The sequence below is a fragment of the Marinococcus sp. LNHM4E3-1 genome (genome assembly GCF_056034405.1).
In genome coordinates this window covers 229,769-251,243 of sequence record NZ_JBQLID010000002.1, presented here as the reverse complement: position 1 = coordinate 251,243, position 21,475 = coordinate 229,769, and the positions used below count along the sequence as shown (strand labels likewise).

19 protein-coding genes are annotated in these 21,475 nt (G+C 49.5%); 4 read left to right on the top strand and 15 right to left on the bottom strand.

Going from position 1 to position 21,475, the window contains the following annotated elements; translation table 11 throughout:
• Positions 1–196: 196 nt before the first annotated feature.
• The 5 genes from ACTRXI_RS03340 to ACTRXI_RS03320 form a co-directional block, all read right to left on the bottom strand.
• Positions 197–1,303: a threonine synthase gene (locus ACTRXI_RS03340; RefSeq protein WP_474261074.1), complete on the bottom strand. Its 1,107-nt coding sequence runs from the start codon at positions 1,301–1,303 to the stop codon at positions 197–199.
• A gap of 152 nt (positions 1,304–1,455) precedes the next feature.
• A complete protein-coding gene (locus tag ACTRXI_RS03335) occupies positions 1,456–2,919 on the bottom strand; it encodes a glycoside hydrolase family 1 protein (RefSeq protein ID WP_474261073.1) in 1,464 nt (487 codons plus the stop codon).
• Positions 2,920–2,939: 20 nt separating this feature from the next.
• Positions 2,940–4,841, bottom strand: a complete 1,902-nt coding sequence (locus tag ACTRXI_RS03330) for a beta-glucoside-specific PTS transporter subunit IIABC (protein ID WP_474261072.1) — start codon at positions 4,839–4,841, stop codon at positions 2,940–2,942.
• Between the two features lie 126 nt (positions 4,842–4,967).
• Positions 4,968–5,834, bottom strand: a complete 867-nt coding sequence (gene licT, locus ACTRXI_RS03325; RefSeq protein WP_474261071.1) for a BglG family transcription antiterminator LicT — start codon at positions 5,832–5,834, stop codon at positions 4,968–4,970.
• Positions 5,835–6,071: 237 nt separating this feature from the next.
• The gene (locus tag ACTRXI_RS03320; RefSeq protein ID WP_474261070.1) at positions 6,072–7,220 is read right to left on the bottom strand and encodes a M14 family metallopeptidase; all 1,149 of its coding nucleotides are present in this window, start codon (positions 7,218–7,220) and stop codon (positions 6,072–6,074) included.
• A 103-nt stretch (positions 7,221–7,323) separates the two neighbouring features.
• Here ACTRXI_RS03320 and ACTRXI_RS03315 point away from each other — a divergent pair, with 103 nt between their 5' ends.
• Complete coding sequence (locus ACTRXI_RS03315) at positions 7,324–7,950, top strand: uracil-DNA glycosylase (protein ID WP_474261069.1); 627 nt, start codon at positions 7,324–7,326, stop codon at positions 7,948–7,950.
• 46 nt (positions 7,951–7,996) lie between these two features.
• On the opposite strand, the gene ACTRXI_RS03310 is transcribed toward ACTRXI_RS03315, so the two are convergent.
• The 5 genes from ACTRXI_RS03310 to ACTRXI_RS03290 form a co-directional block, all read right to left on the bottom strand.
• Positions 7,997–8,596 carry a short chain dehydrogenase gene (locus ACTRXI_RS03310; protein ID WP_474261068.1) on the bottom strand — a complete coding sequence of 200 codons (600 nt, stop codon included), beginning with the start codon at positions 8,594–8,596 and terminating at the stop codon, positions 7,997–7,999.
• Between the two features lie 81 nt (positions 8,597–8,677).
• Positions 8,678–10,117 carry a glycoside hydrolase family 32 protein gene (locus ACTRXI_RS03305; protein WP_474261067.1) on the bottom strand — a complete coding sequence of 480 codons (1,440 nt, stop codon included), beginning with the start codon at positions 10,115–10,117 and terminating at the stop codon, positions 8,678–8,680.
• Between the two features lie 10 nt (positions 10,118–10,127).
• Positions 10,128–11,567, bottom strand: coding sequence for a sucrose-specific PTS transporter subunit IIBC (locus ACTRXI_RS03300; protein WP_474261066.1), 1,440 nt, complete (start codon positions 11,565–11,567; stop codon positions 10,128–10,130).
• 207 nt (positions 11,568–11,774) lie between these two features.
• Positions 11,775–12,611, bottom strand: a complete 837-nt coding sequence (locus ACTRXI_RS03295; RefSeq protein WP_474261065.1) for a PRD domain-containing protein — start codon at positions 12,609–12,611, stop codon at positions 11,775–11,777.
• Positions 12,612–12,752: 141 nt separating this feature from the next.
• Positions 12,753–13,871 (bottom strand): glycerol dehydrogenase, encoded by a 1,119-nt coding sequence (locus tag ACTRXI_RS03290; protein ID WP_474261064.1) that lies wholly within the window; start codon positions 13,869–13,871, stop codon positions 12,753–12,755.
• A 156-nt stretch (positions 13,872–14,027) separates the two neighbouring features.
• On the opposite strand from ACTRXI_RS03290, the gene ACTRXI_RS03285 reads away from it, so the two are divergent.
• From ACTRXI_RS03285 to fdhD, 3 genes are all read left to right on the top strand, one after another.
• Positions 14,028–14,552, top strand: coding sequence for a sigma-70 family RNA polymerase sigma factor (locus ACTRXI_RS03285; RefSeq protein ID WP_474261063.1), 525 nt, complete (start codon positions 14,028–14,030; stop codon positions 14,550–14,552).
• 105 nt (positions 14,553–14,657) lie between these two features.
• Positions 14,658–16,097 (top strand): alanine/glycine:cation symporter family protein, encoded by a 1,440-nt coding sequence (locus ACTRXI_RS03280; RefSeq protein WP_474261062.1) that lies wholly within the window; start codon positions 14,658–14,660, stop codon positions 16,095–16,097.
• A gap of 146 nt (positions 16,098–16,243) precedes the next feature.
• Positions 16,244–17,056 (top strand): formate dehydrogenase accessory sulfurtransferase FdhD, encoded by an 813-nt coding sequence (fdhD, locus tag ACTRXI_RS03275; protein ID WP_474261061.1) that lies wholly within the window; start codon positions 16,244–16,246, stop codon positions 17,054–17,056.
• A gap of 17 nt (positions 17,057–17,073) precedes the next feature.
• Here fdhD and ACTRXI_RS03270 read toward each other — a convergent pair whose 3' ends face one another.
• The 5 genes from ACTRXI_RS03270 to ACTRXI_RS03250 all read right to left on the bottom strand — a co-directional run bounded on the left by ACTRXI_RS03270 (position 17,074) and on the right by ACTRXI_RS03250 (position 21,448).
• Positions 17,074–17,730 (bottom strand): MOSC domain-containing protein, encoded by a 657-nt coding sequence (locus tag ACTRXI_RS03270; RefSeq protein ID WP_474261060.1) that lies wholly within the window; start codon positions 17,728–17,730, stop codon positions 17,074–17,076.
• A gap of 37 nt (positions 17,731–17,767) precedes the next feature.
• Positions 17,768–18,688, bottom strand: a complete 921-nt coding sequence (locus ACTRXI_RS03265; protein WP_474261059.1) for a DMT family transporter — start codon at positions 18,686–18,688, stop codon at positions 17,768–17,770.
• Positions 18,689–18,810: 122 nt separating this feature from the next.
• Positions 18,811–19,455 (bottom strand): DUF4396 domain-containing protein, encoded by a 645-nt coding sequence (locus ACTRXI_RS03260; protein ID WP_474261058.1) that lies wholly within the window; start codon positions 19,453–19,455, stop codon positions 18,811–18,813.
• Positions 19,456–19,565: 110 nt separating this feature from the next.
• A complete protein-coding gene (locus ACTRXI_RS03255; RefSeq protein ID WP_474261056.1) occupies positions 19,566–20,798 on the bottom strand; it encodes a CynX/NimT family MFS transporter in 1,233 nt (410 codons plus the stop codon).
• A 125-nt stretch (positions 20,799–20,923) separates the two neighbouring features.
• Positions 20,924–21,448: a 5' nucleotidase, NT5C type gene (locus ACTRXI_RS03250; RefSeq protein WP_474261055.1), complete on the bottom strand. Its 525-nt coding sequence runs from the start codon at positions 21,446–21,448 to the stop codon at positions 20,924–20,926.
• Positions 21,449–21,475: the final 27 nt, after the last annotated feature.

The window sequence follows — 21,475 nt, the reverse complement described above, 5'->3', positions numbered from 1 at the left end:
ACAAGTTTGCGGCAAACGCCCGTATCTGAATTATTTGCCCATCTGGAAATAAATTAAAGAAATAAAAACATTAAAAGACCTCCGATTTTGATTTTCCGGAAGCCTTTTTTCTGTAATTCAATCTTTTTCAGCTGCTATTATATTAATATCTATCCGATCAAAAGCTTTATTCCAGAAACATTTCCAATACATTCTGCTACGAGGATTTAATCCCTGCTCCGCAGAGGGGGATAATTACCGTTTCGTTTTCTTCTCTCTGGTACTGAAGATATCCCGCATAGTTAATGGCCGAGGTAACTTCTACATAAAACCCTTTGCTGGACAGAGCTTTCCTTGCGCTTAATATTTTTTCTTCCGGAATCCGGATAAACGTACCGTTTGTTTGACGAACAGCCTGCAGAATTTGTGCCGAGCGCGCCGGCGCTGCGATGGCAATCCCTTCCGCGAGTGTGGATTTCGCAGCAGTCGCCTCCGCTATTTCAGCTCCCTTTTCATAAGCCTGGACGAGCGGGGCGCAGTTGTCAGCCTGCACTGCCACGATTTTAGGCATCTGATCAATCAGATTATTTGTCAGCAGCTCGTGAAAACCGTAGTAAGTTCCTAAAAGCAGTGTCCCGTTACCTACGGGAACAATCACGGTTTCAGGCGCACGTCCGAGCTGTTCATATATTTCATACGCATATGATTTGGTGCCTTCAAAAAAATACGGGTTATATACATGGCTCGCATAAAATACCTGCTCCTGTTCGACTGCCTGCTGGGCGGCTGCGGCCACCTCTTCCCGAGTCCCCTGGATTTTTCGAATACGGGCTCCGTGTGCACTGATTTGATCGATCTTTTTCGGCGACGTCCCAGCACTTACGTATACGTCACAGGCAATACCTGCCCGGGCGGCATAGGCAGCCATGGCGGTGCCGGCGTTCCCGCTGCTGTCCGCGATTACTTTCTCCGCGCCCAGCTCTTTTGCTTTTGTTATCAACGCCACCGCGCCACGGTCTTTAAACGACAACGTTGGCATCATGTAGTCCACTTTAACGTATACCTCAGAATCTCCGGGTGATAAAGGAAGCAGCGGGGTCTGGCCTTCTCCCATAGACACGGCTTCCCATGGCCGAGTTTCCTTCGAAAACGGCATCGTTTCTGCGTACCTCCAGATGGATAATGGATAGCTTTCCCACACCTCCGGATTTACGGAAGGTGTTTCTCTTAAGAGATCCAGCACTCCTCCGCATACCGGGCATTTCCAGATAGTGAGGGTGATCGGGTGAATCTGTTCACACTCACTGCAAATATATTGATTCATTCCGATCCCGCCTTTTCGAATGCTTTAATGAAAAAATCAAGCTGCTTTTCATTACTCTCCCATACTTAAACGAAAATGCCAATGCCAGCGACAAAAGCTGAAGCCGGAGCACCCGCCCCGGCTTCAGCCAAATTAATAATGCATGATTTTTCTTACAGCTCTTCCCCGTTCGTCTGAATCACATTTTGGTACCAGTAGAAGCTGTCTTTTTTGCTGCGCTTGTTGGAGCCCTTTCCGTAATCGTCCCGGTCCACGTAAACAAAGCCGTAGCGCTTGGACATTTCGGACGTGGAAAAGCTCACAAGGTCAATCGGCCCCCAGGTGGTGTAGCCGATCAGCTCCACCCCGTCTCCAATCGCTTCTTTCATCTGTTCGATGTGGCTTTTTAGGTAATCGATGCGGTACGGATCATGCACCGATCCATCCTCTTCCATCTTGTCGTAGGCCCCCAGGCCGTTTTCCACGATAAACATCGGTGTGTCGTAGCGCTCATACAGCTGGTTCAGCAGCGTCCGAAGGCCGACCGGGTCAATCTGCCAGCCCCAGTCCGACGCTTCAAGATACGGGTTCTTCAGCTTGGTCAGCAGGTTGCCCCCTGCCTTTTCTCCCGTCGTTTCTTCACGCGCGGATACCGCTGACATGTAATAGCTGAACGGCAGAAAATCGATCGTGTTTTCCCGCAGCAGCTCTTCATCTCCGGGCTCCGTCTTCAGCTGGATGTCGTTTTCTGCAAACACCCGTGTCATATAGCCCGGATAGCCGCCCTTCGTAAAGACGTCAGTGAAGAAAAGCGTATTGCGCATGTCCTGGTGGGCGGCGAGCACGTCCTCCGGGTGCGGACTGTTCGGATAGTTGATCATGCCGATTACCATGCAGCCGATACGTGCATCCGGACTGATTCTCCGGCACGCTTCAATGGCCTTTGCGTTCGCCACAAGCTGATGGTGAGCTGTCTGGTAGATCGCTTCAAGCTTCCGGCCTTCCGGGACTACGTCCGGAATCAGCCCGCCGCCGACGTACGGGGCCATCATCAATGAATTAATTTCGTTAAAGGTGATCCAGTATTTCACCTTTCCTTTGTAGCGCTCAAACACGGTTTCGGCGTAGCGGGCAAAATGATCCACTGTTTCTCTTCCGTAAAAGCCGCCGTATTCGGTCGCCAAATGCAGTGGAATTTCATAGTGGGAGAGGGTAACAAGCGGCTCTATGCCGTGCTTGTGCATTTCATCAAACACATTATCATAAAACGCCAGTCCCTCTTCGTTCGGCTCTGTTTCAGTACCGGTCGGAAAAATGCGCGCCCAACCGATCGAAATGCGGAACGTTTTAAACCCGAGTTCCTTTAAAAGGGCAATATCTTCCTTGTACGTATCATAAAAATCGATGCCGAACCGCTTCGGAAAGACCCGGTCTTCTTCGGTTTTCAGCACATGTTCAATCTCCTCCCGGCTCGGATATGGCAGCTTCATGGACGTCCGGTCTTCAGGTTCAATCAGTTCGATAATGTCTGCGGTGGAGAGCCCCTTCCCGTCTCTATTATAGGCTCCTTCAGCCTGGTTGGCGGAGATAGCTCCGCCCCATAGGAATCCTTCTGGAAATGATGGTTTAAATGTCATAGTGTCCACTCCTTCTCTATTTACTGAATAATTGAAAGCATTGTATCGCCTGGTTCAACGTTGCCGTCATTGTCTCCAATCACATCTAAATAATCGTTTGTGTTGGTAACAATAATCGGCGTGGATAAATCATAGCCTGCTTCACGTATGGCTTTAATATCAAATTCTGCAAGCAGCTGTCCCTTAGTGACCGTATCACCCTGCTGCACGTTCGCCTGGAAATATTGCCCATCCAATTGTACCGTATCGAGCCCGATATGCATAAGCAGCTCCGCCCCTGAATTCATTTTAAGGCCGAAGGCGTGCTTACTCGGGAAGACGGTGGACATTTCGCCGTCTGCCGGAGCATAAAGCTTTCCTTCTATCGGAATCACAGCGATGCCTTTCCCCATGGCTCCAGAGGAAAACGCAGCATCATTTACTTCTTCAAGCGGAATCACAGCGCCCTTAAGCGGGCTCGCAACTGCCTGGTTTTCCTTCGATATGGTTGACGTTGCCGCTACCTCCTTCGCAGTCTGGGCGTCAGTAGTCGTTTCTTCCGGTTGGTCCGGTGCTTTCTCTTCAAGCTCATCCTTATAGCCAAACAGGTAAGTGAGGAGAGCCCCGAGGGAAAACGCGACGATAATCGATACCACAAACAGCCCAAATCCTTCCCCGAAGTATACCGGCAGGGCAGCCAGACTTGGCAGTGCTACCGCAAGCGCAGAGGCATTAGCAATACCTGCAATCGCACCGCCGACACCACCGGCAGCTGCGCCTAAAATAAACGGACGTTTATAGCGAAGCGTCACCCCGTAAATTGCAGGCTCGGTAATACCGAACAATCCGGAAATTGCAGCCGGACCGGCGATCGCTTTTACTTTCCGCTGGCGTGATTTTAAATAAACACCCAACGCTGCTCCGGCCTGTGCAAACACAGCCGGCGCAAGCAGAGCGGAAAACGTATCCTCCCCGTACACGCTTAAGTTGTTGATTCCAATTGGTACGAATCCCCAGTGCAGACCAAAAATAACAAACACCTGCCAGAACACACCCATAAACGCCCCGGCAATCATTGGACTTGCGTCATAAATCGACGTATAGCCATCAGCAAGCCAGCCGCTGATTACCGTACCAACCGGACCGAAAACAATCAATGTTAACGGAACCATAATAACTAGAATAAGAAGCGGCGTGAAAAACATCCGGATGCTTGAATGCAGCCAGCCGTTCAGTACCGCCTGCAGCTTCGACATCACATAAACAGCTAAAATAATGGGAATAACCGACGATGCGTAGTTACCCATCAGCACCGGAATCCCGAGAAATCCAAAGCTGCCACCCTGTTCTTCCCCAAATGCGATTAAATCCGGATACAGAAGAGCTCCGGCGATCAGCACTGCTACGTATGGATCTGCCCCGAATTTACGGGCAGACGTGATGGCTAAAAGCACCGGAAGGAAGTAGAACAAGCTGTCCGAAGCAGCGTTCAGTACCTGGTACGTCCCGCTTGTCTCCGTTAATACGCCCGTGGCCAGCAGCACCGCTACCAGCCCTTTTAGAATACCGGCTCCTGCAAGCGCTCCCAATATTGGAGTGAAAATAGCGGAAATAATATCAATCGCCCGGTTAAATAAATTACCCTCATTTCCCTTGTCCTCCGAAGCTCCTGCATTGGCATCATCGTCGCCAAGCTTTGTGTCCTTCGCGATCGCTTTGTAGACGTCGGATACTTCATTACCGATAACGACCTGAAACTGACCGCCGCTTTCCACGACCTGAATAACTCCTTCAAGCGCCTCCACCTGCTCCTTGTCTGCCTGGCCTCTGTCTTTCAACCGGAATCGAAGTCGTGTGGCACAGTGAACGAGCGACTGTACGTTTTCTTCGCCGCCGACGCCGGCGACGACACTTCTGCCAAGCTCCTGATAATCTTTTTTCATGTCTACACCCCTTTTTATTAGTATTTTAGGCAAAGAAAAAACCTAAACTGAACAGATGACAGAAAGGAAAAATCCCCTTCCACACTCTGCTCAGCTTAGGTTTTGCCTGCTTCATCAGTAACAACCCTACTCTGAGTGGTTTTTATTCAGTTGATGCCGGGATGCGACCCGGTGAATGTGAACCGTTAAATAAATCAGTTCGTCGTTGGATACGCTCCAATCATATTTGTTTTCGACGTATTTTTTAATTTTTTCACTGCACAGAAAGGCTTCTTTGTACTGCTTTTTCACCTGCTGATATAAAAAATCATCATCGGCATCATACTGCAGCCGCTCCTTTCGGACGAGACGCCAGGCAAAAAAGCGCAGATGCGTTAAAAAGCGTTCATAATTCAGCGTATCTTCATCAAGCTCCATTTGAAAGTGGTATTTCACGATACTCAGCATATCGTTAACGATGCCTACAGTTTCTACAACTTCTTCGAGGCCTTCACCGGACATTTGGCTGTTCACGAGATGCAGCGTAATCGAAGCTGCTTCGTGCTCATCAAGCCGGTGGCCGGTTTCTGCTTCAATAATGTTCAGTGCTTTTAAAGCGACAGCAAATTCTTTACGGTAATACTTCCTGATTTCCCAGGCGAGTGTATTCTGCAGCGACATTCCCTGTTCATAGCGGCGGATCGCAAAGCTTAAATGATCCGTCAGTGCCACGTATAAGTAATCATCAAGCTTTACACCAAGATCCTCTTTAGCCAGGGAAATAATCTGTTCTGCAATCGACAGGTAGGTTTCGGGCACATCTGCCAGAAGCTCAGCCAGCTGGTCGGAGACGTTTTCATTTTCAAGCACAAACGTTTTCTCCACCTGCTCCTGATCGACCGTTTCCCCGGCTTTGCGCTGAAACGCCAAACCTTTCCCCATCACTACCATTTCTTTTCCGTGGCGGTTTTCCGTCAGAACTACATTGTTATTGAAGACTTTTTTTATCTGCATATCTCCTCGCCCTTTGCCTGAATAGTCCAATAAAAAAACCTAAACTCACACACACCATTCTACCAGAACGGCGCGGAGTTTAGGTTTTGCCTGCTTCATCAGTAACAATCCTAATTTAAGGGAATATTCTTTTGTAAACGTTTTCTATATATCTATTTTTATCACAGGCGGGAGACGGGGTCAATACTTATTTCCTAAATAACAACCGGGACTTTAGATTTTCGTCGCAGCTGGCGGCTATTTTTTAACAAGCTGCACCCCCGCTTCTTTTTCAAGCACGAGATTAAAACCGGCTTTGCCCTTTTTCAGCACTGCCTGTCTCCAGCTTTCCTCGGGCGGGTCGAAGAGCTGATGAAATTCCTTCTGCAGTTCACGGGCATCTGCTTCTTTTTTTGCCCCGTACCAGTAGTACTGGTTTTCGTGCACGACAATATCGAGCGCTCTCATCTGATCCGGCAGCCGGTTGCCGATTGTGCCGAACTCCAGCAGGCAGGAGAAAATATACTTATCCGGATGTCTTCGGCTGTAGACATCCTTCACGTATTCTGCATCCTCGCCTTTGATTTCCCGCACATCCGTTTTTTGCACATAGTTTACCTCAGGATGCCCAAACTGCTTCTGGAGCTGCTTTTCCTTGCGCGGGTCTGAATGCGGCACCTGCAGCCACAGCTGTTCGGAAGGCCCCAGCCCGGTATGAATGTCAATATGGACGACCGTTTCGTATTCCTTTACCCACTCATCCATACGCGACAGGAGCTTTTCCACCGGCTCTTCATAAGCTGCTCCGCCGTAAAAAATACCGGTTGGATACTGGTACTGTCCCATCGTTGCTGCTTTTTCCAGTCCGGATACGCCTCGCTTAAACACCTTTGCCCCGAGAGAGCTTAATAGATTCCATCGCTGTTTTTTCCAGCTTTTCACCGGCCCTTCCGGCACAAAATGTTTCTTTTCTTTTTCAAATCGCTTGTTCAGTGAAGCAGGCACATTGTTCCAATCCTTCATAAAATTACGGTTCAGATCCACGTTGTTTTCACTCACCCGCCGCCGGTTTTTCATCCCCCACGGGTTCACGGCATGCACAAGACGTATGCCGGTCGTATTCGGATTCAGCTGGGTCAAACACTCGTCGATAAACAGCTGCAGAAGCGCCGACCCTGCGTATCCTTCTATCCCGTGCACGCCGGTGGTGACGACAATCAGCGTACTGGAATGGTATCTGGCGTCCGCTGCAATAATATCGGTCGTGTTATTGTTTTCCGGCTCTCCGACAGCGTACTGGGTCAGCGAGGCCTCCGGCCATACTGCTGCCACGTCTGCGCTTCTTTTCCGGAAAGCCCTTCTTGCTTCTTCGTACGTAGGGAAAAAATATTGATCGGATGATTTCATTTTACTGCCTCCCTCATCAAAATTGGTCTTACGCTCATTATTCCTCGCCAATTCGGGTACAAACCTATTAGCGGCAAAAGAAACCATAAAAAGGATGATAACTATGCAGCTGCCTTCTTCTTTAGTACAGCTCGCCAACGAACGCATTGAACCATTTGACTGTGAAGGATTTCTGCCGGGCGCCGGTCCGAAAGACGCCACAATTATGTTTGTCGGGGAAGCTCCAGGCGAAACCGAAATTCATAATGGCATCCCCTTCAGCGGAAGAGCAGGAGTTATTTTCGACTCGTATCTCGACGACTTGAACATTAAACGGGACGATATTTATGTTACAAGCGCCGTGCGAAGCCGTCCGTTTAAATGGGGACAAACGAAGGCCGGGGTGCGCCGGAAATACAACCGGACCCCGAACCAGAAAGAAATACAGGCCCATGCGCCTGTACTGGATTATGAAATATCCCAGGTACAGCCCGAGTGGCTTGTGCCGATGGGCAAAATCGCCTACCAGCGGCTGCTCGGAAAAAGCCCCAGACTCGGTGATGTGACCGGCAGAATTCAGACGTCTCCAGTACAGCAATGGGATGAAGAGGCCAACTCGTACATTTGGACGAAGAAAAATTACAATATTTTTCCGATCTATCATCCGGCCGCGATTCTGTATAACCGAAGCCTCGAACAGACAATGAAGGACTACCTGAACACACTCGCCGCCCACGCGCTTCGCACCTGAAAAAGCTCCGGAGTACAGATGAATGTCTGTGCTCCGGAGCTTTTTATTAGTAGACTTCGTACGTCTGGCCGGTCTGCTGGCCTTCAACGCTTTTCTGATATGCAAGGGAAACTTTATCTCCCGGCACGGGATCAAAGCCGCGGAAAAAGCCGCCAAGCTTTTCTGCCGATTCGCTCAACAGGTTCGGACTGATATTGTTAATCCGGATGCCTCTCGGCAGTTCAATAGCCGCAGATGTGACGAAGCCTTTTACGGCACCATTCGCCATCGCAGCGGACGTTCCCTGAGGAATCGGATCGTCCATCATGACGCCGGATGTGAGCGTGAAGCTGCCGCCGTCGTTCACGTATGGAATACCGAGCAGCACCAGGTTGATCTGGCCCTTCATTTTACTGTTGATTGCTGTCTGGTTCTTTTCTGGAGTCAGCTCAGTGAGCGGGGCAAAGCCGGCGCTTCCTGAGGCCGTAATGACTGCATCCACGCGGCCGGTGGACTCATACATCTGTCGGATGCTGTCTTCGTCCGTAATATCCACCTGCACGTCCCGGCCATTTCGCCCGGCACAAAGAATGTCGTGTTCGTCTTTTAAGCGTTCGTATACGGCACTTCCGATCGTACCTGAAGCCCCGACTAACAATATGCGCATGAAAATCTTCCTTTCTGTCTCCAAAGTTTCTCTACGCTTATTGTTCCACTTTTTTCCGTCTTACAAACACAGGACGTTTCATCATTCCCATTGCAGAGACTGAAGCTCCCATGCATCGACATGAAAGACTGCAGGTGTTTCAGCTGAAAATTGGAGCTCCCCTTCTTCCTGCTCCGGGAACAGGCGGGAGGTCGAGACATATTCCCCGTCGTTCACAAACACTTCTGCAGAGGAACGGTCAAACAGGCAGCGAATCGAACGCACACTGTTTACCCGGCCCATACGACGGACCGGGGCGCCCGTCTCCAGGTCCGGCCGTTCAAAGGTAATTGTCTGCTCCCGGGCATCATAGGAAATATGAAAATAACGGCGCCAGGAGACAGTCCAGCTTTTCTCCTCCTCCACATCCAGGTAAACCTCTGCCACTGCGGCATTCCATGACTGCCAAACTACCGCCTCATTATTCACAGCAACGACCGCGGATGCGTGCTCTTCCCGCAGCTGCCGGTACTCTTTAATTGGCTGCTGGTACAGGTGCCCGTTTTTCATTGTCAGCTCCCGGGGGACCGTCAGACAGTGAACCCAGCCGTTAGCAATCGTCGGCTGCGCCTGTTCCTGCTGGTCCGGCACTCCCATCCAGCCAATCATCAGACGCCGGCCCCGTTCATCCAGAAACGTCTGCGGGGCGTAAAATTCAAAACCGAGGTCAATTTCACGAAACCCGCCATGGGAAAACGTGCCCGATTCCGGGGAGAATTCGCCGGCAAAAATACCGGTCTGATACTGGTTCTGAAACTGATACGCTTCTGCTTCAAGCCCCTGCGGAGAGATGAGCAGTACCCGCGAGTCGTCCAGTTCAAAAAAGTCCGGGCATTCCCACATGTAGCCAAAGGAGGCATCCAACGTAACTCCTTTTCCGGCAAGTGGTCCTAAATATTCCCACTCCCACAGGTCCGCCGAACGGTACAGCAGTATCTGTCCTTCCAGATCGTGGCGCTGGGCACCGACCACGAGCCACCAAAAATCCGCCTCAAACCATACTTTTGGATCACGGACGTGAGCAGTGTACCCTTCCGGCTGATAAATCACCGGGCCGTGCTTTTCAAACTCCACTCCGTCACTTGAGACTGCAACACACTGATAACTCGTCCGGTTCCCGTGTTCGTCTTTGACATTTCCTGTATAAAACAAGTATAGAAGGCCCTCATGCGCTACCGCACTGCCGGAATAGCAGCCGTTTTTCTCAAAATCGTGCACTGGTGCAAGTGCCGGGGGCAGAAGCTCCCAATGGACCCAGTCCCGCGTCGCCGCATGCCCCCACCATTTGCTGCCGTGACCAGTTTGAAACGGCATCCACTGGTAAAACACATGGTACACTCCCTGCCACTGCACAAGACCGTTCGGATCATTCATTAATCCTGCTGGAGGCATCAGGTGAAACTGCTGTCGAAAGGGGCCTGCCGCTTCAACTGTTTGTACTATTTGTTCTGCTTCCTTTCGAAGCGCCTGCTCCTCTTTCATTGCTTCCTCCTTATACAGCTTTTTCCTCACTGTCTTTTTCTGTGTTTGTTTTTTCTTTCTTCGGCTGCTGTTCTTCTTCCTGCCAGCCGAGCAGCCATGCCGCAGTAAATGCGCCGCCAACAGCGACCAGTAAACCGATTGCGTAGTTAACCGGATCGTTTGCAATCGCAAACATCGGCAGGCCGGTCACCCCAATGCCATTTGCTGTGACATTTGTAATTGTCACGTACGCACCGCCAAGAGCGCCGCCAATTGCAGCCCCGATAAATGGCCGGCGGTAGCGGAGGTTTACCCCGAAAATGACTGGCTCCGTGATGCCAAGAAAGGCAGCGAATGCTGACGGACCAGCGATTTCTTTCATTTTTTTGCTCTTCGTTTTCACCCATACGGCAAGCCCGGCTCCGCCCTGAGCTACGTTAGCCATCGCCCATATAGGGAGCAGGTAGTTGAAGCCGATCTGGCCGAGAATTTCTGCCTCGATCGCGTGAAAGCTGTGGTGCACACCGGTTAAAACAATCAACGAATACAGGCCGCCAAACACGAGTCCGGCAAAACCGGCACCCGAATCATACAAAAATGACAACGACGTAGTTACGCCTTCTCCGAGCAGACGGCCTAGCGGGCCGACGACCATTAGTGCTACAAATCCTGTCGTCATGATCGTTAAAAATGGAGTTACGAGCAAATCCACCATATTAGGTACAAATTTACGGAACAGCTTTTCGAGCCAGCACATGACATACACAGTCAGCAGCACCGGAATAACCGTACCCTGATAGCCGAGCAGTTCGATATTCATGCCGGCGAAATTGAGCATTTCCGGTTCAACGCCGCCTTCCTGCAGCCCCCACGGGTTCAAAAGCGTCGGGTGGGTCATAATCCCGCCGACAACAGCCCCTAAGTACGTATTACCGCCGAATTCACGTGCCGCACTGTAGCCAATTAAAATCGGGAGAATAATAAAGGCGGCCGAGGAGAACATATCAAGCAGAATGTATAACGAGCTGTCGCCGTCCGCCCAGCCGAAGCGGTTCATCAAATTCAAAAGACCCATCAGCATACCGGCGGCTACAATAGCCGGAATAATCGGCACGAAAATATTGGAAAGCACCTTCGCAAATCGTGATACCGGATTCATTTTCTTTTTTACAGCTTCATTATGATCCATTTGTTTTTGTTTATGCTCTGCGGATTCGTCATCGAGACCAATTTCCTCTGCAAATGGCTGAAACACCTTATTAACCGTGCCTGTGCCAAAAATAATCTGAAACTGTCCGGAGCTTGAAAAAGCTCCCTTTACGCCTTCCAGGTCTTCAATTTCCTGCTTATCGATTTTGCTTTCATCGTCGATGACCAGCCGGAGCCTTGTAGCGCAGTGGCTGGCGCTTATAACATTATCTTTTCCGCCAAGGAGCGGTACAAGTTCTTTTGCTATTTGTTTATGATCCATTCGGACATTCCCTCCCCTAAAGTAACGGAAGCTGTTTTTAAACATAAAAAAGACCCAAAACGAGAAGGGTAAACGTGTGCCTAGGATACACGTTTCCTGTCCTCATTTTGGGTCTTGCCTGCTCGAAGCAGTAACAACTCCCGATATGTGTAATGTACGAAAAGTATACAAAATGAAAAGATTTATGTCAACGCTTTCTTTTCAAATTTATGAAATCGACTGATTCGATAAAATGCGTTGAATATGAAGCGCAATATAGCCGATTTCCGGCAGGGGAAATGGAAGACCTGCCTCCTGTTTAACGTAATCGGCCAGCTCGTACGCGACAGTATAGGCCTTCTCATATTTCGTCTGAATCAGCTCGAGCATCTCGGGGTCCATGTCATCAAACACTTTTCCGTCCTCTGCTCTCGAAAGGGCGAAATTTAAATGAACGACGAGCCGGTGATATGACATACCGCGGTCCGCAAGCTCGAGCCCGGCACGGTCTTCCACAATTTGAATCAGCTCCTGGATCAATGAGGTTCTGTGCATCGTCTCCTCCATTGATCCGGTCTGCAGCTTCGCCGTATGCAGATGCAGTGCAATATGGCCTGCCTCGTCCTCCGGCAGCTCGACGCCCAGATCTTTTTTGATCTTCTGAATGGCCCAAACGCCGATGCTGTACTCCTCCTGGTAAAGCGCCTTAATTTCATGAAGCAGCTTATTTTCTATTTTAAACCCCTGCTTAATACGTTCGAGCGCAAACGCCAGGTGATCAATGATCGAAATATGAATGTGATCGCTGAGGGGCAGATGCATTTCGCCCTCCGCGTAGCTGATAATTTCTTCCCCGACTTCAATAACTTCAATCGGAAGAGTCTTCAAAAGCTGCTCAAATTTTGGCGTTTCTTCTTCCATGCTGAATATCTTTTCTATTTTCTTCTGGTTAACGGGATCGTTTTTACCTTTTTGAAACCCAATTCCCGCACCAAAAACGATCTTCTCACGGTCTCCGTGATGGACGACTACCGCATTATTGTTCAGTACACGCAGGATCTTCATGCACCGGCCTCCTCTCCTTCGATACTATATCACCCTCCGGCCGAGATTTCACGTGGAGCGTAAACCTGTCTTTCTTCGAAAAGATAACACAAAAAGCCGCCGGTCGTATAACCCAGCGGCTTCATGAACGTGCAGATAAATTTATTTCAGGCCGTGTTCTTTTTTATACGCTTTCGAGTACTGATCAGCTGCCTGCATGGCGCTTACCACGTCATAAGGAGTCAGCGCAAACGGCATATTATGACTGCTTTCTCCTTCAGTTAAGGCCGCTTCCGCCACCTTCATCAATTCTTCCTCCGACGCGTCTCCAAGATGAAGATCATCCAGAGTGATCGGCAGCTCCAGGCGGTAATACAGATCCACGTACTTTTCGAATTCCTCTTTCGAGCGGTTCTCAAGTGTCAGCTGGCTCAAGGTGCCAAAGGCTACTTTTTCCCCGTGCGTCATGTGATGCACGTCCCCGTCGAGAACGGTAAATCCGTTATGAATAGCATGAGCAAGTGCAAGGCCGCCGCTTTCAAATCCAAGACCGCTCAAAAGCGTATTTGCTTCCACAATCTGCTCAAGGGCGTGGGTGACAATCTGTCTTTTGTTGGATTCATAGGCGAGGAGTCCATACTGAAACAGCGTTTCTTCACATTTTTCCGCAATTGCTGCGCCGGCAATCGTAGAAAGTCCGCCGGACATTGCGTTGGCGTTCGCCTGAATAGCCATGCGCGCTTCCACCCATGTAGCCATCGCATCTGCTATCCCGGACGCGAGAAAACGGGGCGGGGCGCCGGCGATGATTTTGGAATCCATGACGATTAAATCTGGATTTTTCGAGTAAAAGCGGTACGATTCGAACACACCCTCGTCCGAATAGATAACGGAAAGGGCGCTCGTCGGGGCGTCTGTGGAAGCCGTCGTCGGAACGATGACGCAGTAGGCATCAGGAATCTGGTCGCGGACCCCTTTTGCTGTATCGAGCGTCTTGCCGCCTCCTACAGCCACAATCATTTCTGCTCCAGCCGATTGGGCTTCTTCGGTAATCCGGTTAATTTCCCCGGTGGAGGCTTCCCCGTTAAAGGTAATGTTTACGGCTTCTATACTCTGCTGCTTAAGGCTGTCGACTACTCTGTTGCCGGCCAGGTCCCATACAAATTCGTCTGCAATCACAATTGCTTTACTGCCCATTTCTTTAACATAGGCGCCTACCTCATCCACAACGTCGACTCCCTGCACATATTTACTCGGACTGATAAATACTTTGTTTCCCATTTTCATTCCTCCAGGTTCAATTTTCCACTCTTCAACATCATTCCCTTATGTAAGATTTTTACTCATCATTATAAAGCGAACTTATGTTCGTATAAAGGTTGTCATTTTTAACAGAAGATGCCTTTTATACATATAACATACAAGGAGGAATTCATATTGACCGCGACCTTTCATCAGCAAAAGCTCATTCAGCAATTTTTAGACATCTCCGAACATCAATACTTCTGGGAACACGGGTATACAGACAAGCTCGACGAGGCCTTCCGCACCTTTTTTCTCGATGTGAAAAAGCGGGTCTTCATGCAAAAAACAATTTACTGGGCAGCGGTTCACTATGACAAGCGGGAAAGAAAGCAACGGGACCGGTTTCCACTTGCTGTTGATACAGGGGAAGAAACATCTCAGACGCTCCTTCCTGCTGTTTCTTTTGCAGATCAGGCCCGGAGCTTTTCCGTCAAACTTTCCGCACATATTGAAAATCCGGAGCTTTATGAAATTATTCAACAGCGTCCTGAGAAGGAGCAAGCGGTGTTATACGCTTTGTTTGTTGAAGGATCGACAACGGCGGAGACAGCCCAGACGATGAACGTGTCCCAGCAGGCTGTCTCTAAAATCAAACAAAAATCCCTGCGCATCCTAAAAACACATTTGGAAAACTGCGTGGCATTCATTGATAAGTAATTTATGTTTTTTCTTGTATTCCTTTACAGGAATTCCTTGAAAACAGTGTCCGAGCGCCTCTGAAAAATGTATAATAGATGCAACCTTAATTGAAGGAGGATACATATGGGAAATTGGTTAACAGCTGATACATGGTTTTATAACCTTGTAGGGTCTCTCAGTGACGTGATCTGGAGTTACCTGCTAATCGCACTCTTACTTATTTTAGGCGTTTATTTCACCATCCGCACCGGCTTTGTGCAGTTCAGGCTGCTCAAAGAGATGGTTGTACTTTTATTTAAAGAGGGCACTGATCGCTCAGGCTTTAGGGAACGCAAGGGGACTACAGCTTTTCAGGCATTTGCGATCAGTACCGCTGCCCGTGTCGGTACCGGGAACCTTGCCGGGGTAGCCCTTGCCATCAGTGCCGGCGGTCCTGGTGCAATCTTCTGGATGTGGGTTATCGCTATTATCGGTGCTGCTACCGGGTTTGTGGAAAGTACGCTTGCACAGATGTATAAAGTAAAGGATAAAGACGGCTTCCGCGGCGGCCCGGCCTATTATATGGAGCAGGCATTGAACGCCCGCTGGCTCGGTATTATTTTCGCTGTTTTGATTACCCTTTGTTTTGGTTTTATTTTCAATGGCGTGCAAACCAACACGATCGCCCAGGCGTTCAACGGTGCTTATAATATTCCAACAGTTTATGTCGGGATCGCCATTATGCTTTTAATTGGCGTTATTATTTACGGCGGGGTCCGGCGTATCGCTGTCGTAGCCGAAATTATTGTTCCAATTTTTGCTTCGCTGTATGTAATTGTAGCCGTTATCATTATGATTATTAACATCGCAGACGTACCGCAGGTATTCGGTCTTATTTTCGGTCAGGCCTTCGGAATTCGTGAGGTCGCCGGAGGCACAATTGGCGGTGCTCTCATGCTTGGTATCCAGCGCGGGCTCTTCTCCAACGAAGCCGGTATGGGTAGTGCACCGAACGCGGCCGCAACAACGTATGTAAGCCACCCGGTCAAGCAGGGACTCGTTCAGTCTCTTGGTGTTCTGACGGATACGCTTATTATATGCAGCGCGACAGCGTTCATCATTCTGCTTTCCGGTACGTACGCTGATGCCGGGGCAAATATTGAAGGCATCCAGCTGACCCAGCAGGCACTCGCCTTTCACTTAGGGGACTGGGCACAGACATTTGTGTCTCTTGCCATTTTCTTCTTTGCTTTCAGCTCCCTGCTCGGGAACTATTACTACGGGGAAGTAAACGTGGAATTCATCTCTCCAAAACGCAGATACGTCCAAATTTTCCGTGTCTGCTTCCTGCTGTTCGTTCTTCTTGGAGCAGCCAGCGGCCTCGAGCTTGTGTGGGCGATGGCAGACCTGTTTATGGGCTTAATGGCAGTCGTCAACCTTATAGCGATCGCGCTGCTCGGTCATATAGCTGCCGCTGCCCTCAAAAACTACATGGATCAGCGTAGACAAGGCATTGATCCGGTCTTTTATAATGACAGCATTCCGGGACTGAAAAATTTAAAAGTCTGGGGCAAAAAGCGATAATTCCAATCCGTTCGGCCTGCATCTTTTAGAAGATGCAGGTTTTTTGTGCATTTTTTTCTGTATATACCGTATTACGTGGTACGATAAAAATATAATGTTATAAACTATACCTCGTGCCGGGCACGGATTTTGAAAGGGGTACCAATATGCCGGACCGTTCCACCGCCCTTCAGCCTATCGTCTCCTATTCGCCGGAAGAGGGACTTTACACAGCAGAAGATCAGGTTGCACTGGAAAAGCCGATGACGATTGTCGTAAACGATGAAGAGTTCGCAACACTTGTGTGCACCCCCACCCACGTGGAGGAGCTCGTCGTCGGGTTTCTCGCATCTGAAGGAGTCATCTTATTTTACCGGGAGATTGAATCGGTTTCTCTTGACGATGACCTGGGCTTTGCCTACGTTTCCATAAACTCCAACCGGGTAAAGGAGGCTTCTTTTTACTCAAAGCGGGTGATTGGTTCCTGCTGTGGCAAGAGCCGCCAGTTTTATTTTCAAAGCGATGTCCAGACAGCGAAAACAGCTGTTACCAAACGCACGCTCACACCTGAGCAGTGTCTCGGGTTTATGAAGGAAATGCAGGACAACAGCGTCGTGTTTAAGAACACCGGCGGAGTCCATAATGCTGCCATTTGCGATACAGACGGCATTATCGTTGACCGCTCTGACATTGGCCGGCACAACGCGCTCGATAAGCTATACGGGTACTGTCTGATGAATGGCATCCAGGTACGCGACAAAGTACTTGTTTTCAGCGGGCGCTTAAGCTCCGAGGTGCTGACTAAAGCAGCCAAAATGGGCATGGGTATTATTTTATCCAAATCCGCTCCGACAAACCTTGCAATCCGCCTTGCAGATGATTTAAATATCACGGCTGTCGGGTTTATCCGCGGCTCTACCTTTAACGTTTATGCCCATGCTGAACGAATCAGCGCCGACGTCCCTTCTGCGACAAAATAAGCACTTGCCTTTATGGCTCAGTGCTTATTTTTCAGTTTATCCAGCTTTTTATACAGGGACTTTTTCCATTCTTCTGAAAGAGCGGCACACTCCAGCGCTTCTTCAACTTCGGCCGGATCTTCTGAATGGTAGGTGATCCGGTTCACGCTAGCAACACTTAAGGACGTGGTTCTCGTTTCGAGGTGCAGCGGCTGATTTTTTTCTACGGTTCCTGCCTGGCGCACCCGCATGTAATAGCCGGAATAACTGGTGTCACGAACATAGAGGGGCAGCTTTTTGACGCCGTGGCGTTTCGCAATTTTATAGCAGGGCTCCCGCGGCTGGCTGATTTCCACAACTGCTTCTCCCCAGCGGAAAACGTCGCCGATCATCACATCCTCCTCGACACCGTTCTGAACCGTCAGGTTTTCCCCAAACCCTCCGTGCGGAAGAGCGTCCTCAAGCGTTCTGCTCCAGTACGCGTAATGCTCCCACGGATACACACAAACTGCTTTCTCCGGCCCCCCGTGGCTCTTTTTGTCTGCCTGCTCATCTCCATCCAGGCCGGTCTCCGATAAATACAGGGAATCTTCGGATCGCTTTGTTTTATTAATAGCCGAAAATACTGGCTTTTCCTTTTCGGCTGATATGTCTTCCGGCTTTCCCGTAAACCATTCCATTACCCGTATGTTCATACACTATACCTCCTCGTGTAGTATATTTAGATTCTATTTAAGACTGACGGTTTAAGGATGCTTTCCCCAGCATTTTGCCGAGCAGCGTATCCCCGTAAACCGTAGCAATAATTGCCACAAAGACGAGCACAATGCCGAAGGTCTGCCAGAGCGTGAAGGAATCACCAAAAACAGCTACACCGATGACGATCGCCACCACCGGCTCGATAATCGAAAGGATGGAAGCCCTTGATGATTCCACATGGGCCAGACCGGCTGTATATGCTACATAAGCTATCGTTGTAGCTGCCACAGCAAGCCCAATGCCGTTCCACCATACACCCGGCTCTGTAAAAGCCTCCGCCTTTTCCCACAGGCGGCTCGCAGGCAGTAAAAACAGGCCGCCGAGGATCATGGAATAGGTCGTGATCGTAAGCGGATGATACCGGCCACTTAAAAACTTTCCAAAAATACTGTAGAGCGCGTAAAAGAAACCAGAAGCAACACCGAACAAAACGGCCGCTGCGGCGACACTGTCCGACCCAAGAGGGATCAGTCCGACCGCGTACATGCACCCGGTAATCATAATCACAAGCGCCGCTATTTTCCCTGTCGTCAGCGTTTCCTTAAAAACAAACCTGGCAATAACGGCCACAAACAATGGCCCCGTGTAAAGCATCACTACCGCAAGAGAGATGCCGGACACCTCCATCACGGAGAAGAAGAAAAAGTTAAAAAAAGCAATACTGATAATACCAGTGCCGACAAACAGCGGCAGATCCTGCCAACGGATACGAAGCAGGCTTCTCTCCACAATACTCAAAAACAGGGTAATAATAACCGCTGAAAAAATCAGACGGATGCCTACGACCTCCCATGGCGTGAATCCATATGTATATAAGTTTTGCACAAACAGCCCCGTTGTGCCCCACAATGCTGCCCCTGCCAGGACTAGCAGATACGCTAACCGTGCCGGCATGACTCTCTCTCCTTTTATGTTTCGCTGCATTATTTATATGAATTAAGCTTATCATATCCCCCGTCTCAGCTGACAAAATCTGCATAAAAAAAGCAGAAGACCATACAGCCTTCTGCTTCTGTTTACATCGCGTGCTTGATGCCTTTGTCGACGAGCCACCAGTTCACCGGATAGCTGGTTAAAAATCCGATAACCATCGCAATCTGCATCATAAACCAGAATGTTGGGCCGGCCGGGCTTGGCGGAGCGGCAAAGAACACAAAATGAACTAAAGCCATAAAACCAAACATACCGATCTGATAAGCAACAAGCGAGAGTGTATCCGCTTTGGCGGCTTGTTTGATGCCATGGCTTTTGCTCATCTGTTCATTCATCGGCAGAATAGACGCCAGCTGAAAGAAAATCCCGAACGTATAGGCCAGTATAAATTCCACGATATAGTCAGCGAACAGCCTGGTTCCTGCAATCGTCCACCCTAAAGCCACAACGATGGGTATACCTATAATATCTCCAAGTGCACATCCGGCGCCGCAATGACTGGTGGAGGCGACCGTTGACTGCCACATCGGCTTATCACCATGCCCTTTACGTCCGATATAATAATAGAAAAACAGTCCCAGTGGTCCCGAATACAGCACGGTCAGCGGCCATACAATATTCATAACCATCATTGGCTGCGGATTTCTCCGGACATCCACGATCACGATTGCCGTAGAAATAAAGGCAGCTGCTAATGAAACAACAGCAACAATAGAAATCGTATCCATCATATTGCCCCCTTTCTTTTTGTTTCACGGACAATGATACCCCGCATACGTATATTTTACACATCTGCAATACATAAAGAAGGCTTTCCATTTCGGAAAGCCTTCTCTGTTTATACTTCTTTGTTACGGCCGGCTCCCATACCGGCTCCCACCTGCAGAACGGATACAATCATTAAAATAAGCAGCGCAGGCATCCATGTTTCCCAGGCATCAAAGGAAGCACCTACCAGAATCGGCCCAAGGGCAGCCATAAAATAACCCACCGACTGGGCCATGCCCGATAAATCTGCTGCCCGCTGCGGAGTGGAAGCACGGATGCTCAGCAAAGCAAGCGCCAGGCTGATGCTTCCGCCCTGTGCAAGGCCGATGAACAGTACCGCAATCGTAAGCATAAACGGCGCTGTGTTTGTCATAAGCAGCACCAGGCCGAGCACCGCCACCACACCGATCACGGAAATAATACCCTGCTGATTACGGAACCTGCCGGCAAGAATTGGCGTTAAAAAGGTAGCCGGAAGACTTGCGACCTGCATAAGTGCCACAAGCCAGCCCGCAGCTGCAAGCGGCATGTTTCCAAGATTATTTAAAATATCCGGCAGCCAGGTGATAGTCACGTAAAATCCGATGGACTGCAGGCCCATAAATAACGTTACCTGCCAGGCGAGCGGAGACTTCCAAATTGAGCCTTCGGGCCTGCTTCGCTCCACCGCTCTCACGCGGCCCGGCATCTGCAGCTGCCTGTTTTTCAGCACAAATCCCCAGCACAATACTGCTGCTGCCGCGGGAACGACCCAGAACAGGAGCGACCACTGCCATCCCAGGCCGGCGCTGGCCGCAAGCGGCACCGAAACTCCTGAACCGACTGCCGCCATTAATACCATCGTAGTCGTATAAATACTGGTCATCACGCCGACATTATGAGGAAAGGACTCTTTAATGACACCCGGGAGGAGCACATTGAGCATCGCAATGCCCGCTCCGACAAGCAGACTGCCGGCAAACAAAAACAAGGCTTCGGGGACGTAGCGCATAACAATGCCCACAATGAGTACGATAACACCAACCATTAAAGCCCGCTGGTGCCCGATTTTTGCTCCGATTTTTGGCGCCACCGGCGAAACTGCCGCAAACGTCAGCAGTGACAGAGTTGTAATCAAACCAGCCGTCCCTCTTGTCAGCGAAATATCTTCCCGGATTAACGGAATTAACGGACCGACGCTTGTTAACGCCGGCCGGAGATTGACTGCGAGCATGATGATTCCGGCAAACAGCAGGGCAAGCTGTGCTGTTGATAGATGCTGCCCCCGCTGCCGCAGCCTTTCTCCTGTCTGTTTATTCTGCATACTTCTCTCTCCTACGATCGCTTTTCATATTGGTTTACTCTACATTCTTTTTCATTGTACAACAACCTTTCTCTGCTTTTCTTCCTGCTGTCACTTTGATTCTCAATTTCAGAACAAGGGAGTCTTTAGGTTAAAAAATAGCGCCGGATGTCTTCCCAGTGATCAACTCTTGTATGAGCCGTATCATAAACGTTGTGAGGAGCGGTATATAAAATTCCTTTGCCGGCAAAGCGTTCAAAGTGTCTGGCATTATCATCTATCAAATAATCTGCATGAATGATGCTTTTATCGCCACAGAATACAAAATTCATGTCTCCCAAAAAAGATAAATTGTCTTTCAGCCACTCGTATTTTGCCGCAAACGAGGGCGGGAATTCCATAGCTGCTGTTGTAATAAACACTTCATATTGTTTGGCAAGCTGCCCGATTACCTCCGGCGCACCGTCCATGACCTGCAGATGACGAAAAAAAGACGGCTCGTAGAAATAAGCTTTAATCTCATCATGAAGCTCCGGGTGCAGAGCCTCCAGCTTCATCCCTCTAAGATCCTCAGCTGTAACACTGTATCCGTAATCACTGTTAAACCTATGTAGCAGCGTTGGCAGCGTATTTACCGTGACTTCATCCATATCAATCGCTATCCGTTCCATGTGAAACCTCCCTTTTTACATTAAGAA